This is a genomic window from Stieleria tagensis (assembly GCF_024129865.1).
Lineage (GTDB): Bacteria > Planctomycetota > Planctomycetia > Pirellulales > Pirellulaceae > Stieleria > Stieleria tagensis.
This window is the reverse complement of record NZ_JAMYFE010000008.1, coordinates 16,138-30,396: the sequence shown is the minus strand read 5'-3', so window position 1 is coordinate 30,396 and position 14,259 is coordinate 16,138. Positions and strand designations below refer to the sequence as shown.

The window sequence follows — 14,259 nt, the reverse complement described above, 5'->3', positions numbered from 1 at the left end:
TTCAGGCAGTGGGTGTGAGCCCTAGCGGCCTGGGTGAAAGGTGAGTCTCGGCGTCAGCGAGCGATGTGACAGCGGTCGTGTTAGGCCGTTGCCCACAGAGCGTCAAAAAACGCTTGCCAGAACACGTCAAACAGGAACAGCGAAATAGCCAGGATGGCGATCGTCACGATCACCACGACCGAAGCGCGTTTGACTTCGTCGCGACTGGGCCAGGTCACCTTTTTCATTTCCGCTTCCACGGCAATCAAAAAGTCGGCGAACCGAGGCCAGTTGATCAATCGATAGCCGATCCACAACCCGGCCAACAGCAGGGCTGCCGGGATGCCGACTGCAACGACCATGTTGGACGTCGAATCGGTGAGGGTGGCATACAAACGCCATACGCCCAAGGCCACGATCAGCCAGATGGCCAATGCGGTCAACTGGCGGACGATGCGTCCTTGGTTGGGTTTGTACACGGCAGCGTGTAGCAGTTCGTTGGCGAGCGAACTGTCACCGGTGGGGGTGTTCGTTTTGCTTCCGGCGATGTCTCGGGACACTCGATCTATCCTAAACAGCGTGATCTGTCGAAAAAGCAGGAGTGGAGGGACTTGAACCCGCAACCGCTGGTTTTGGAAACCAGTGCTCTGCCAATTGAGCTACACTCCTGGGCGATGGTCCGACGCGACTGTCGGGCCACCGGTAGTTTAATGCAAAGAACCAACGAGCCGACAGGCGGTTCGTTGGTTCTCGCGATGTTTTCCATCAAGTTCGTGGTGGCCGAAGCCCCAACGGACTACTCGATGATCTTAGTCACAACGCCCGAACCGACGGTACGTCCACCTTCGCGGATAGCGAAGCGAACACCGTCATCCATTGCGATCGGCTTGTGCAGTTCGACGGTGACTTTGACATTGTCACCGGGCATGCACATGTCGGCGCCTTCCAGGTTGGCCGTTCCAGTGACGTCCGTGGTACGGAAGTAAAACTGGGGGCGGTAACCGCTGAAGAACGGGGTGTGACGTCCACCTTCGTCTTTGCTCAAGCAATAGACTTCGGCTTCGAATTTGGTGTGAGGTGTGATCGAACCCGGTTTGGCCAAAACTTGACCACGTTGGATTTCTTCGCGTTTGACACCACGCAGCAAGCAACCGACGTTGTCACCGGCACGGCCTTCGGTCATTTCCTTGCGGAACATTTCGACGCCGGTGCAAGTGGTTTTCATCGGGTTGGGGCCCAGACCGACGATTTCGACTTCTTCGCCGACTTTGACCACACCACGCTCGATACGGCCGGTAGCAACCGTACCACGACCTTCGATCGAGAAGACGTCTTCGATGGCCATCAAGAATGGCTTGTCGTCTTCACGGACAGGTTCGGGGATGTACTCGTCCAACGCGTCCATCAGTTCCGAGATGCACTTGCTGGCTTCTGGGTCCGAAGGATTGTTGTATGCCGGCAGTGACGAACCGTGGACGACGGGGACATCGTCACCGGGGAAGTCGTACTTACTAAGCAATTCGCGAGCTTCCAGTTCGACCAACTCCAGCAATTCTGGGTCGTCGACCAGGTCGCACTTGTTCAAGTAGATCACGACGTAAGGAACACCAACCTGGCGAGCCAGGAGCACGTGTTCTTTGGTTTGCGGCATCGGGCCGTCCGCTGCCGACACGACCAGGATTGCACCGTCCATTTGGGCGGCACCGGTGATCATGTTTTTGACAAAGTCAGCGTGCCCGGGGCAGTCGATGTGGGCATAGTGACGATTGGCGGTCTCGTATTCAACGTGAGCAACGGCAATCGTTACCGTTTTCGTTGCGTCACGAACGGTACCGCCCTTGGCGATATCCGAGTAGCCCTTTGCTTTGGCCAAGCCCTTAGCGGCTTGGACAGCCAGGATGGCTCCGGTCGTTGTTGTTTTACCGTGGTCAATGTGCCCAATGGTGCCGACGTTGACGTGCGGCTTGGTCCGTTCAAATGTTGCCTTGGCCATTTCAAATTCACCTGCGTTCGATTGTTTCGCTACTCTTCTGGAGATACGCCCCTGATGAGCCCGCTGAAGTGGCGACCGTGTTCACACCCACAGTGATTCGCCGACCTAGCAGTCGCGACAATCAAACTTGTTCTTCTAAACAGACAGAAAATCGTTTCCGAACACGCCCACCTCGGACGCACCGGTTTGTAGCTTTGCATGTCCCGCTAGAGTGCCAGAAAACACCGTCACCGATGCGGGTGCGTAGTTGTTGCGAATAGTCGCGTCCCTTGCAATTGCTGATCGGGAAAAATCGGCAACTTCAACGCCAACTTTCCAGATTTCTAGCCCGCAAGGAGCAAGCTGCTGATGGGACTTGAACCCATGACCTCTTCCTTACCAAGGAAGTGCTCTACCACTGAGCTACAGCAGCGCTCTAGCAGAGCGGGTGAAGGGAATCGAACCCTCGTATTCAGCTTGGAAGGCTGCTGCACTACCATTGTGCTACACCCGCTGGGGTTGGAAGGCGAACGTCGTGCAGACGGGATGAAAGCTGAATGATGTCATTCATTCGCCTTCCGTTTCATCCTCGTCTGATGGGAGCTATTGGATTCGAACCAATGTAGGCGTAGCCAGCGGATTTACAGTCCGCCCCCTTTAACCACTCGGGCAAACTCCCATTTGTATTGTTCCCGTCTCGTCGTCTGCCCCAGGGTCATTCGGGTGCGATGGGTGCCAGGGTGCGAAAGGGTCTGTCACGGCAATTTGCCGCATCAGAGCCAGCGGAGGGATTCGAACCCACGACCGGCTGATTACAAATCAGCTGCTCTGCCAACTGAGCTACGCTGGCGAATCGACCGCCTGTTGCACCTAATCCATCACCCGCAGCAACCTTGTGGTGGCCACGACAACAAGTCAGGAAAACGCAGAGTTTAGCGACGGATCAGTCTGGGGCAAGTCGGATTTGAGCTCCGGCGGCCGCAAACCTTGCGAAGTTTCTGAAGGCGGATCTGCCAACCAGACTCATTCGGCTGCCGTGCGGTTCACTGCGTGAAGCAATACATTCGGCCAAATTTCCCGGCGACATGAGGCCGATCGTCGATTTCAGGGGCCAATCCGGGCTCTTTTTCACTCTGCCCAGAGGCCAATCACACCCTCAAAAAGCCTCGCTAGAAAAATTCTCGCGCAGCGGATTTCACGCTCCGCCGCAATCGTGCCCAAATTGCACACAACTCGGTTCGGCGGCAAGTCGCGGCACCACGCCGGTTGTTGCCAATCGCTCCGCGACTTCGGCCAACAGCGATTCGGGGTCCGCCGACAGCGGATTGACGTGCGTCATGATCAGTTCCGCCGGTTCGGCCGCAGCAGCGATCTCGGCCAACCGCTGCGTCCAGGTGTGCCCGGTTTTGATCGCCAATTCCCGATGGCTGGCCGGGAAGTAGCACTCGTGCAGCATCAAATCAGCGCCGCGGTACCAGTCGATCGCGGCCTGGCTGTCGTCGCCGGTGGTGTCTGTTAAATACAGCAATCGCGTCCGCGCCGGTTCGCGTTCCCAGTCCAGGCGAAAACCCAGCGAGCCACCGGGATGCTGTTGGGCACGCCAGGTCACGGTGGCCGGGCCGGCCGGTCCCCCGCCGATTTTTAGGGGTTGCCGCCCGTCCAGCGGACACCATTGGGCGTCCAGCTGGACCGGGAAGATCAAGTCGCAGAACAGGTGTTGGCGAATCGCGTCGAGCTTTTCTTGTTCACCCCAAATCCGCAACTGCTGGACCGGTCGCTGGTACAGCACGTCCAGCAAAAACGTCAAACCAGCAATGTGATCCAAATGCGCATGGCTGATCAGGATGTCTAGCGAGTCGGTTTGGATCAGCGGCGGCAATCGAAACAGCCCGGTACCGGCATCGAGCAGGATTCCCGATTCAGGCAGGAAATAACAACTCGTGTGCCGGTGCTCATTGGGGTGGTACCCGGCCGTCCCGAGGCAATGAAGTTGCATGATTTGTTTCGGTCTGGGGCTTCGACACGGGCTGGAAACCGATGCCACTTATGTTCCGCTTGGGTCCTAGTCTAGCTCAAACCGGACCCTTGGATCGCTTGCACAACTCGTGCATCACAATCGCCGCGGCGACCGAGACGTTCAGACTGTCGACTTGCCGGTCGGCGTCCTCGTGGTGATGCATCGGAATCGTAATCCGCCGCGTCGCGGCACGCTGGATTTTTGGCGGCAATCCGTTGGCCTCGTTGCCCATCAGGATCACCACCGGATCGCATCCACGCTGGAATTGATCCAGTGGGATCGAGTCCGCTGCCAGCGTGGCGGCCAAACTGGTCACTCCTCGGTCGGCCAGCATCGCCAACGTTTGCAAGGGATCGGACATCTTGAAAAACTGCATCCCCAGCGCCGCTCCCATGCTGACTCGCATCGTGCGTCGCGCGTAGGGATCAACGGTTTGGTCGTCGATCAACACCTGTTTGATTCCGAACGCCGCCGCGGATCGCAACATGCTGCCCAGGTTTTGCATGTCGGTTGTTTGCAACAGCGCCAGTGAAACCGGGTCGCATGCAAACCGGTCCCAGTCGCAATAGTCACGGCGCGTCGCGCTGGCCAAAAATCCGCGATGGAAGTCGAAACCGGACAGCTGGCGAATCTGATCACGCGACAAATGAAAAACAGGCACATCGTCATCGGGTGTGCCGATGACGTCCAAGTCACGGCCCTGTTGGACCACGACCGAGCGAACGTGGTAGTCGCTGGACAGCAACCGGCTGACGATCAATTGGCCTTCGACGACAAAGTATGGCTCACCGGTCACCCGCCCCAATGGCCGGGCGGACAAATTGCGGTAGTCGGCCAGGCGTGGGTCATCGACCGATTCGATTTCGAGAACATTCAAGGCTCGCGGCGCTCACTCAGTTGGCTTGGTCAATGGTCGGTGAGCACACGTTGAAGTCGAGCCGGTTTGCCTTCGCTGGTCACCCACACACGGCCTGCGGGGTCGACGGCAATCGCTTCGATTTGTTTTAGTTTTGGCAGCTCGATCATTTCCGGCAACTGGCTCAAGCGTGCCGGCAGTGAAACGCCTTGTTGCAACCGATAGCGATAGGCGTGCAGGTAACCGGCAATCCACAAGTCACCGGTCACCGGGCACAGGTCCATCCCGGTCGCCAACGGAATCGCCACCCGCCCCAGCGGCTGCGCGGTGGCCTGAATCTGGATCACGTCTGGCGAATCCGCTCGCTCACTCGGCGTCGGTCGGTCGGGCAATGGGACTTGATGCATGGTCGCCAGCAACGGCGATTTGCCGAACAGCAGGATGCGACGGTGCTTGAGATCGACGGCGACGGATTCACAGTTTTGCGGGCCGTCTGGGTAGCGGACGACGATCTGTTGAAATTGCTTGACCTTGTGTTTCTTGTGCGGATCGGGTTCGTCAAACAAATACAGCGACACCGATTTTCGCTCTCGGTCGTTATCACCGACGTCGGCCACCAGCAACCGGGGCACGCCATCGTTGAACGATGCCATGTCTTCCCAGTCGTTTGCTTTGACACCCGACAGCGTGATTCGTCCGCAATCCTTGCCATGGTCGTCAAACGCATACAAGCGTGCTTTGTCGCCGGAATCGTTATGGGACCAGATGCAATTGGGATCGACGCCGGAAAATGCCAGCCCGCTACATTCGTCCAGAGATTTGTCGTCCAGCTTGAGTGATTTCTCGCCACTGGCAACGGCTTGGCTGTGGGGTTCCCAAGCGGCCGCCGGGGATTGCAAGCACCCTACCACCAGCACCGCAAGAATCGGTTTCACCACAGCGGAAGAGGCTTGCATCGATGGCTCTAAAAAGCAGGGGGTTGGATTCCCATCAATTCGATTTCAATTGCGACAGCACCTGTTGCACAATTTGTTCGACTGCCAGATGAGATTGTTTCGGCGTCGGTGATTCTACAAAGTCTTGCAACAGGTCGTCGATCTGTCGTTGGGCTTGTGCGATCGCGTCTTTTTGTCCATCCGACAACGGGACCCGCCCGGGGCCCAGATCCCAACCGCGCGACCGCGCCCCGGCACGAAAGCCTTCGGGGAATTCGCCGACCGAAATCATGGCGTCGAACAGCGGCAACAGTTGGTACTGCAGTTTCATCGCTTGATCGATATCGCCGGCGACCACGCTGCGATGGATCGCGCGCGTCAACTCGGGCACCACACCGCTGGTGGCATTGGTGCCGCCGTTGGCACCGGCAATCAGCATCGGCACCAGGGCCGCATCCCAGCCGGTCAGGAAGCAGAAATCGGGCCGCAGCGGACGAATTTGAGCGATCATTCGCATCATGTTCGGCAGGTCGCCCGAGCTGTCTTTGATTCCGATCACGCGGGGGCATTCCGATGCCAAGCGGACAACGGTGTCCACGGAGATCGGTGACGCGAACAATGGAATGTTGTAAAGCGTGACATCGACGGAGACGTGGTCGGCGATCTCGCGGAAATAGGCATACACGCCTTGGTCGGACAACCGGTAGTAGATCGGTGCGACGATCGCAACGGCGCGGACGCCCATCGCCCCATAAGCCTCGCAGGCCGCGATCGTTTCGGTCACGTTGGCTTCTGCCGCCCCGGCCAAAATCGGTACTCGGCCGGCGGTTTGATCGACCACGATTTGCACAATCCGCCGTCGTTCCTCGGCTGTGAATCGGATGAATTCACCGGTGCTGCCGTTGGGATACAACCCATCGACGCCTTTGTCGATCAACCAATCGACATAGCTGCGCAAGGTGTCTTCATCGACACGACCGGCACGATCGACCGGCGTGATGTTGGGGGTCAGGATTCCGGAGATCGGTTGAGTCATTCGTTGTGGCAATCGGAGGAATTCGGGCGCGAATGGTCAAGCATAGTTCACGCCGACAACATGGTGCAGCGAATTGATCGACCAGCGGCGATCATCCACCGCTGGATTTCAGCTAGGCGATCAGTTCGGTCACCACTCGCGCCGGTTCGACACCGGTCAGCCGTTGGTCCAGTCCCTGGAACTTGTAGCTGAGCCGTGTGTGGTCGAATCCCATCTGGTGCAGAATCGTCGCGTGCAGGTCGCGCACGTGCACTTTGTCGGCGGTCACGTTGAAACCGAAATCATCGCTTTCCCCCAGTGTCACGCCGGGCTTCATCCCACCACCGGCCATCCACATCGTGAATGCGTTGGGATGGTGATCGCGGCCGTCGCCGCCCCCGCCCTGGACCATCGGTGTGCGACCGAATTCACCGCCCCAAATCACGAGTGTTTCGTCCAGCATGCCCCGCTGTTTCAAATCTTGGATCAGCGCCGCGCAGGCCTGGTCGGTGTCCTTGCAATTGTTCTTTAACCCGTTGACCAGGTCACCGTGTTGGTCCCAAGCCTCGTGAAACAGTTGCACGAACCGCACGCCGCGTTCGACCAATCGACGCGCCAACAAACAGTTTTTGGCGAACGAGGGTTTGTCGGGATCGGCACCATAGGCATCGAGGGTCTGCTGCGATTCGGCGCCCAAGTCCATCAATTCGGGCGCGGACGCTTGCATCCGATAGGCCATTTCATAGGAACTGATTCGCGTGGCAATCTCTGGGTCGCCGGTTGCCGCCAAGTGTTGCTGGTTGAGCGCCGTGATGGCATCCAGAGCATCGCGCTGGGCGCGGCCGTCGACACCATTGGGGTTGGACAGGTAGAGCACCGGATCGCCGACGTTGCGCAATTGCACGCCGGAATAGACGGTCGGCAAGTAACCGCTGCCCCAATTGCTGTTGCCACCGCTGGGGCCTTTCTTACCACTGCTGAACACGACAAATCCTGGCAGGTCTTTGGACTCGCTGCCCAGGCCGTACAGCGTCCAAGCACCCAGACTGGGTTTGCCGAACAATTGCGATCCGGTGTTCATCATGATTTGCGCCGGCGCGTGGTTAAAGGCGTCGGTGGTCATCGATTTCACAATCGTTAAATCGTCTGCGACCTGCGCGGTGTGCGGCAGGATTTCACTGATTTGCGCACCACATTTTCCGTGTCGTGAAAACTGGAACTTTGGCCCCAGTAATTTCGAATTCGGGTTGATGAACGCGGCGCGATAGCCCTTTAACAGTTCGGCCGGCGGCAGCGTGCCATCGAACTTGGCCAGCTGGGGTTTGTAATCGAACAGTTCCAGATGGCTGGGCGCACCGGCCATGAACAGAAAGATCACGTTTTTGATTTTGCCGGGAAAGTGCGGCGCACGCGCGGCCAAGGGATCCGTCGCCAGATGGGCAGCGGTTGATTCCTCGGCCATCATTTGCGCCGCGGCGATCGCGCCCAGACCCACGCCACAGTCTTTCATGAACCAGCGACGCGACCTGATGGTGTTGGTCAAGTTCATCCTACTTATTCTCTCGTAATGGTTTCGTCTAAATTAACAATCACGCGGCACAGCAGCCCCCAGGCCGCCAGTTGATCGGGCGGGCAATCGCGCACATCCAATAGCGCCGCGGGCGAAATGATTTGCTCGGGGTCGAGTTCCCCGGCGGCAATCCGCTGGCGTTGGCGATCCAAGTAGTCGACCAGCACCGTGCGCTCGCTGTCGGTGGGCAGGCGTCCGGTGCAGCGGCGAAATGCAAAATCAATCCGTTGCGCGTCGTCGGCGTCCGGGGTTTCGCCCAGTGTCTTAGCCGCTAAAGCGATCGAGCATTCCAAGAACATCGGTTCGTTCAGTGACGTCAGCGCCTGCATCGGTGTGTTCGACAGACTGCGACGCACGCAAGACAGGTTTCCTGGAACGGCATCGAAGTTTTCTAGCATCGGATAGGGGACGCTGCGGAATCGGAACGTGTACAGCGCCCGGCGATATCGCTGGGAATCGCGGGCGACGTCCCACACCTTGGGGCCGTAACTGACCGGAGGCTGAAACAGAAATTCCGGCGCCGGCGGATAGACACTGCGTCCGCCCACCTCGCGATCGAGCAATCCGCTAGCGGCAAGCGTGATGTCACGCACCGTTTCCGCCGGGACACGAAAGCGGGCCGCACGGGCGAGCAACCGATTTTGGGGGTCTCGCTGAGCCAATTCCGGTGTCAGATCCGAGCTCTGTTGATAGGTCGCCGAACCGACGATCAGACGATGCAGGTGTTTGAGCCGCCAGCCATTTTCCATCAACTCGACCGCCAGATAATCCAGCAGTTCGGGGTGCGACGGCGGGCTGCTCTGGGTGCCTAGATCATCACTGGTTTCCACCAATCCGGTTCCGAAATACGCCTGCCAAATGCGATTGACGATCGAACGCGCTGTGGTGGGCGAGTCGCGGTCGACCAACCATCTGGCGAACTGCAATCGCGACGGCGCATCGCTAGGTTGCATGTCGTGCAGGAAATCCGGCACATGCGGTCGGACTTCTACACCCGGGCTTAGGAATTCGCCGCGATGCAGCAGTGACGTCGTTCGCGGTCGATTGCGCGATGCCAATGTCAATTGCGTGGTGCCGCGCGGATAGGACGCCCAGGCCGAATCGATCTGTTGATTGATGGGTTCCAGTTCGGGCCGCGTGGTCCGCCAATGTGAAAACACGACCGCCGTGTCGTCGGCAGACCAGTCGGCTGATGGCTTTTTCAACAGGGCTGCCACAGCGATTGGCAGCGGGGCGAACTCTGGGATCGGATCCGCCGTCAGTGACACGCGAAAGCGGCCGATGTTGAAGGTCTGGTTGTCGTCACTGTTCCAGCCGCCGTGACGCTGCGCCAAATGAATTTCGACGGTCGCGGTTTGTTGGTCGGGAATCTCGATCGGTTGCGCCAATTCGAACCAGGCGGTTTGGTCCTGGTTGGCCTGAGGCGTATCGATTTCGTTGGTCCAGGCGGTCGCGTCGTCGCCGTCGATGGCAAAGTCGATGCCGCCGGTCGTGCGTTTGTTGTCTTTCTTGTTGTCGTATCGAGGTTTCAATTCGGCGACTTGCGGTGAACGGTCGGCGACCGCACGCCCGAATTTCATCGGGATCACTTTGTCGGGGGCTCCGGACAAGACCACTTGGCCGCTGATTTCGCTGAGCGCCCAGGTGCCATCGATGCTGCGGCCGGGACCGTTGCGAGGCAGATTCGGGTGGGTCAACAATTCCAACCGCACGCCGGTCAGTCGATCGCCGTCAAAGGTTCCCGTCGCCTGTGGTCGGAAGTTCGTCGGCGCATAGCCTTGGCACAGATAGGATCCATCCGGTTGTTCCAAGAATTTGGAACCGCCCAACGTCCGATCCAGAAACTCCAGCGGCGGCGTTTGCCACTGCGGCAGCGACCGCTGGGCCGCCTGGTCGGCCCAGGCAATCAACTGTGCGTGCCAATCGGGAATCTGCGTTTTGATTTGTTGTTCCAGTTTCGACACGTCGGCGGTGACCTGATCCGCCTGGGCCTGTTGGGCGTCGGTGTAGACGGGAATGATCGCATCGTGCGTGTTATTCAAATACGCAAACAGACCGTAATATTCCTCGTGTTGAATCGGATCGTATTTGTGTGTGTGACATTGGGCGCATTGGATCGTCAGTCCCAGGATCGATTTGCCGACGGCGTCCATGCGGTCAAACATCGCCTCCATGCGAAACTGTTCCGGGTCGGCGCCGCCTTCTTCGTTGACCATTGAATTTCGCAAGAACCCCGTGGCGACGCGGTCATCCTGGGTGGCATCGGGCAGCAGGTCACCGGCGATTTGTCGGATGATGAAATCATCGTAGGGACGGTCTTGGTTGAACGAACGGATGACCCAATCACGATAGAACCAAGCCTCTCGCGGTTTGTCTTTTTCATAGCCATCGGAATCGGCATAGCGCGCCGCATCCAGCCACAGTCGTGCCCAGCGTTCGCCGAAGTGTTCCGAGGACAGCAGGTGATTGACCAACTGCGCGTACGCTGCGTTTGCGCTTTCGGCATCACCATCGCCACGCAGACGTGGTGCCCATTGGTCGATCAACGCAGGTTCCGGCGGCAGGCCGGTCAAATCCAGTGACAATCGACGAATCAGAGTTTCGGCCGATGCGGGGGCTGACGGTGTGATTGCAGTGGCTTGCAATTTGGCTTGGACGAAGGCATCGATCGGGTTTTTGATCGCCGCGTCCGTCTCGACCACGGGAATCGCTGGACGCTCCGGCGCGAGGAACGCCCAGTGCGATTGAAATTCAGCTCCCTGGTCGATCCAACGTTTCAGGGTCTGGATTTGTTCGGGGCGAAGCGATTTGCCGGAATCCGGCGGTGGCATCACCAGGTCGGCATCGGACGCGAGCAGTCTGGTAATCAATTCGCTGGCGGCGGCATCACCCGGTTCAATCACCGCCAGGGCTTCGTCGGGCCGATCCAACCGCAGTCCCGCAGCACGTGATTCCTCGTCCGGTCCGTGACATTGGTAGCAGGTGTCGGCCAAGATCGGACGCACGTCATTGGCAAAGTCGACTTGATCGGCCAGTGCCGTTGGGCACAGGGACAGCTCCAGCAAAACGGTTAGCAGGCCCAGCAAAACGGGTAGCAGGCGAATGTTCATTGATGCCAGAGCAAGCGGGTGGGAGGAAATCGGAGGAGCCCACTATTGTAGCACCAACTTGACGAATCACGTCGCCGGATTGAGCAAACAGGCAAGCCCGCCCAGAATGGGGCTCCGGCATCGCGTGGAGACGTCCCCCGTTTTTTAGGTTCAGTAACGCATATGCGCATCGTTCTTTGCTATCCCGTCAACGAAAAACACATCGCGCAAATCCAAGCCGCCGCGCCGGACTATGAAGTCGTCAATGCAGGCCAGGAAAAGATCGACGAACTGTTGCCGACGGCGGAGATTTTTATCGGCCATGCCAAAGTCCCCGTGAATTGGGACCGCGTTCTACAGGCCGGCAGGTTGCGTTGGATCCAATCGTCCGCCGCAGGGCTGGACCATTGCCTTGTCCCCGGGGTGATTGAATCGGACGAAATCGTTGTCAGTAGTGCGTCGGGATTGTTCGCACCGCAAGTCGCCGAGCAAACATTTTCACTATTGTTTGGTGTGATTCGCAGTGCACCGTTGTTCTTTCGAGCCCAAACCAAACGGCAATTCGTCCGTTTGCCGACCGATGATCTGCGCGGCAAAACGGTCGGGATCGTCGGCCTGGGCGGAAACGGTCGTGCGATCGCCCGAATGTTGGCTCCCTGGGACGTTCGCATCATCGCGACCGACTATTACCCGGTTGATCGACCCAGCGAAGTGTCCGAGTTGTTACCGGCGAACCAATTGCACGATCTGCTTGGGCAAAGTGATGTGGTGATCCTGACGCTGCCGCTAAACACCAGCACGCGGGGGTTGTTTGGGCCGGAGGCGTTCGGACAAATGCGACGCGGTGCCTATCTGATCAACGTGGCGCGTGGCGGAGTGGTTCAGGAGACCGCGTTGTGCGATGCGCTTGCCAGTGGACAGTTGGCCGGTGCCGGGTTGGACGTGACGGAGATCGAACCGTTGCCGGTCGACAGTCGCCTGTGGGACGACCCCAAAGTCATGATCTCGCCACATGTGGGTGCCCAGTCCAGTCGGCGGGTGAGTGACACAACCGATCTGGTGGCCATCAATTTGAAACGGTATCAGTCGGGCCAAACGGTTTACAACCGAGTCGACAAACGACTCGGGTTTCCTCATCCGTCGGCGGTCTATCGCCCCGATCAAGTTAGCTGAGATCTCACGATGAGTAGCAATCGAGCCGCGACGCCCTGCGATGCCGTCATTTATCGCGATGAAAAACCAGTCGGTCCGCTGCGGTTGCCGCGACTGAAGAAAGGATCGTTCATCGAAGAATTCAATCGTCTGTACCGCAAATCCGGAATGGCAATCGAAACCAACCGCAACGACGCCACCGCAGAACCGCCCCCGGCCAGTACGGGCCCACCATCAATTCGCCAAGACACCGCCCGCTGAACCCGGAAAACACGATGCCACTGCACGAAAAACAATCCATCGGCCGCCAGATGGAAGAAGAGGTTTACGCATCAAGCGATCTGTCGGTCGCCATGCCCAAGTACAAGTTTCCCCGGCAGGAACGCCCGCCACGTCATGCCTATTCGGTCGTGCACGACGAACTGATGTTGGATGGGAATTCAAGGCAAAACCTGGCCACGTTCTGCCAGACCTGGGCGGAGCCCGAACTGCACCAACTGATGGATGAGTGCATGTTCAAAAATGTGGTCGACAAAGACGAATATCCACAGACCGCTGAAATCGAATCGCGCTGCGTGCACATGCTGGCGGATCTGTGGAATGCCCCAGAGTCCGCCAATACGGTGGGCTGTTCGACCAGCGGCTCCAGCGAGGCGGCGATGCTGGGCGGGATGGCGATGAAACGTGATTGGGAAGCGCGACGCAAGGCCGCTGGCAAACCGATCGACAAACCGAATTTGATCACCGGACCGGTGCAAGTCTGTTGGCACAAGTTTGCCCGCTACTGGGATATCGAACTGCGCGAGATTCCGATGGCATCCGATCGGTTGTTGATGTCGCCACAAGAAGTACTGAATCGATGTGATGAAAACACCATCGGTGTGGTCCCAACATTGGGCGTGACGTTTGTGTGCCAGTATGAACCGGTGCAGGCGGTGGCCGAGGCGTTGGACGATCTGCAGTCCCGCACCGGAATCGACATCCGCATGCACGTCGACGCGGCCAGCGGTGGTTTTCTGGCACCCTTTTGCGCTGCCGATTTGTTGTGGGACTTTCGCATTCCACGCGTCAAATCGATCAACACCTCGGGCCACAAATTCGGGCTCAGCCCGTTAGGCGTCGGCTGGGTGATCTGGCGTGAATCGCAGGATTTGCCTGAGGATTTGGTGTTTTGGGTGAATTACCTGGGAGGAAACATGCGCGACATCGCCTTGAATTTTTCTCGCCCCGGCGGACAGATCGCCTGCCAGTACTACAACTTTCTGCGACTGGGCAAAGACGGTTATCGCAAACTGCATTTGGCCTGTTACGAAACCGCTCAATACATCGCCCAGCAGATCAGCGCGCTGGGGCCTTTCGAAATCATCTACGGCGGCGAGACCGGGACGGGGATTCCAGCGGTGTGTTGGAAGTTCAAGGACGATGTGGATCCAGGATTCACGTTGTATGATCTGGCCGATCGACTGCGCTGTCGCGGTTGGCAAGTGCCGGCGTATTCATTGCCAGCCGATTGCCAGCAGACGGTGATTCAACGCGCATTGGTGCGGCACGGTGTCAGCCGCGATCTGGGGACGATGCTGGTCAATGATATTCAACAAGCATTGGACTATTTCAAACAGCATCCCGTCAGTCGCCCGCTGACGGATTCGGAAGCATCGGGATTCCATCACTAAG

Annotated in this window: 11 protein-coding genes and 5 tRNA genes; 3 read left to right on the top strand and 13 right to left on the bottom strand. The window is 58.3% G+C overall.

Features of this window, described 5'->3' with window-relative positions; translation table 11 throughout:
* Nucleotides 1-80 precede the first annotated feature (80 nt).
* From secE to NHH03_RS00560, 13 genes are all read right to left on the bottom strand, one after another.
* Complete coding sequence (gene secE / locus NHH03_RS00620; protein WP_253153687.1) at nt 81-539, bottom strand: preprotein translocase subunit SecE; 459 nt, start codon at nt 537-539, stop codon at nt 81-83.
* A gap of 36 nt (nt 540-575) precedes the next feature.
* Nucleotides 576-648: transfer RNA gene (locus NHH03_RS00615), tRNA-Trp, on the bottom strand.
* A gap of 127 nt (nt 649-775) precedes the next feature.
* Nucleotides 776-1,972: an elongation factor Tu gene (tuf, locus tag NHH03_RS00610; RefSeq protein ID WP_253153685.1), complete on the bottom strand. Its 1,197-nt coding sequence runs from the start codon at nt 1,970-1,972 to the stop codon at nt 776-778.
* 340 nt (nt 1,973-2,312) lie between these two features.
* A tRNA-Thr gene (locus tag NHH03_RS00605) sits at nt 2,313-2,384 on the bottom strand.
* 10 nt (nt 2,385-2,394) lie between these two features.
* A tRNA-Gly gene (locus NHH03_RS00600) sits at nt 2,395-2,465 on the bottom strand.
* Between the two features lie 83 nt (nt 2,466-2,548).
* A tRNA-Tyr gene (locus tag NHH03_RS00595) sits at nt 2,549-2,630 on the bottom strand.
* A gap of 98 nt (nt 2,631-2,728) precedes the next feature.
* Nucleotides 2,729-2,801 (bottom strand) — tRNA-Thr (locus NHH03_RS00590).
* A gap of 345 nt (nt 2,802-3,146) precedes the next feature.
* Nucleotides 3,147-3,947, bottom strand: coding sequence for an MBL fold metallo-hydrolase (locus tag NHH03_RS00585; protein WP_253153683.1), 801 nt, complete (start codon nt 3,945-3,947; stop codon nt 3,147-3,149).
* A gap of 76 nt (nt 3,948-4,023) precedes the next feature.
* Nucleotides 4,024-4,845 carry a TrmH family RNA methyltransferase gene (locus tag NHH03_RS00580; protein ID WP_253153682.1) on the bottom strand — a complete coding sequence of 274 codons (822 nt, stop codon included), beginning with the start codon at nt 4,843-4,845 and terminating at the stop codon, nt 4,024-4,026.
* Nucleotides 4,846-4,874: 29 nt separating this feature from the next.
* Nucleotides 4,875-5,780 carry a hypothetical protein gene (locus NHH03_RS00575; protein ID WP_253153681.1) on the bottom strand — a complete coding sequence of 302 codons (906 nt, stop codon included), beginning with the start codon at nt 5,778-5,780 and terminating at the stop codon, nt 4,875-4,877.
* A gap of 34 nt (nt 5,781-5,814) precedes the next feature.
* Nucleotides 5,815-6,795, bottom strand: coding sequence for a dihydrodipicolinate synthase family protein (locus tag NHH03_RS00570; RefSeq protein WP_253153680.1), 981 nt, complete (start codon nt 6,793-6,795; stop codon nt 5,815-5,817).
* A 112-nt stretch (nt 6,796-6,907) separates the two neighbouring features.
* Complete coding sequence (locus tag NHH03_RS00565) at nt 6,908-8,323, bottom strand: DUF1501 domain-containing protein (RefSeq protein ID WP_253153679.1); 1,416 nt, start codon at nt 8,321-8,323, stop codon at nt 6,908-6,910.
* A gap of 5 nt (nt 8,324-8,328) precedes the next feature.
* Complete coding sequence (locus tag NHH03_RS00560; RefSeq protein WP_253153678.1) at nt 8,329-11,454, bottom strand: PSD1 and planctomycete cytochrome C domain-containing protein; 3,126 nt, start codon at nt 11,452-11,454, stop codon at nt 8,329-8,331.
* Nucleotides 11,455-11,616: 162 nt separating this feature from the next.
* Between NHH03_RS00560 and NHH03_RS00555 the strand changes: the two genes are divergently transcribed.
* Genes NHH03_RS00555 through NHH03_RS00545 form a run of 3 tightly spaced genes read left to right on the top strand, consistent with a single transcriptional unit; the run spans nt 11,617 to nt 14,258 of the window.
* On the top strand, nt 11,617-12,606 hold the full coding sequence (locus NHH03_RS00555) for a D-2-hydroxyacid dehydrogenase (RefSeq protein WP_253153677.1): 990 nt from the start codon (nt 11,617-11,619) through the stop codon (nt 12,604-12,606).
* 9 nt (nt 12,607-12,615) lie between these two features.
* Nucleotides 12,616-12,846, top strand: a complete 231-nt coding sequence (locus NHH03_RS00550) for a hypothetical protein (RefSeq protein WP_253153676.1) — start codon at nt 12,616-12,618, stop codon at nt 12,844-12,846.
* A gap of 14 nt (nt 12,847-12,860) precedes the next feature.
* Nucleotides 12,861-14,258: a glutamate decarboxylase gene (locus NHH03_RS00545; protein WP_253153674.1), complete on the top strand. Its 1,398-nt coding sequence runs from the start codon at nt 12,861-12,863 to the stop codon at nt 14,256-14,258.
* The last annotated feature ends 1 nt before the right edge of the window (nt 14,259 follow it).

Coding starts and splice junctions, on each gene's coding strand:
- NHH03_RS00560 (WP_253153678.1), bottom strand. CDS start 11,454: ATGAACATTCGCCTGCTACCCGTTTTGCTGGGCCTGCTAACCGTTTTG.
- NHH03_RS00575 (WP_253153681.1), bottom strand. CDS start 5,780: ATGCAAGCCTCTTCCGCTGTGGTGAAACCGATTCTTGCGGTGCTGGTG.
- NHH03_RS00550 (WP_253153676.1), top strand. CDS start 12,616: ATGAGTAGCAATCGAGCCGCGACGCCCTGCGATGCCGTCATTTATCGC.
- NHH03_RS00585 (WP_253153683.1), bottom strand. CDS start 3,947: ATGCAACTTCATTGCCTCGGGACGGCCGGGTACCACCCCAATGAGCAC.
- NHH03_RS00545 (WP_253153674.1), top strand. CDS start 12,861: ATGCCACTGCACGAAAAACAATCCATCGGCCGCCAGATGGAAGAAGAG.
- NHH03_RS00565 (WP_253153679.1), bottom strand. CDS start 8,323: ATGAACTTGACCAACACCATCAGGTCGCGTCGCTGGTTCATGAAAGAC.
- NHH03_RS00570 (WP_253153680.1), bottom strand. CDS start 6,795: ATGACTCAACCGATCTCCGGAATCCTGACCCCCAACATCACGCCGGTC.
- NHH03_RS00555 (WP_253153677.1), top strand. CDS start 11,617: ATGCGCATCGTTCTTTGCTATCCCGTCAACGAAAAACACATCGCGCAA.
- tuf (WP_253153685.1), bottom strand. CDS start 1,972: ATGGCCAAGGCAACATTTGAACGGACCAAGCCGCACGTCAACGTCGGC.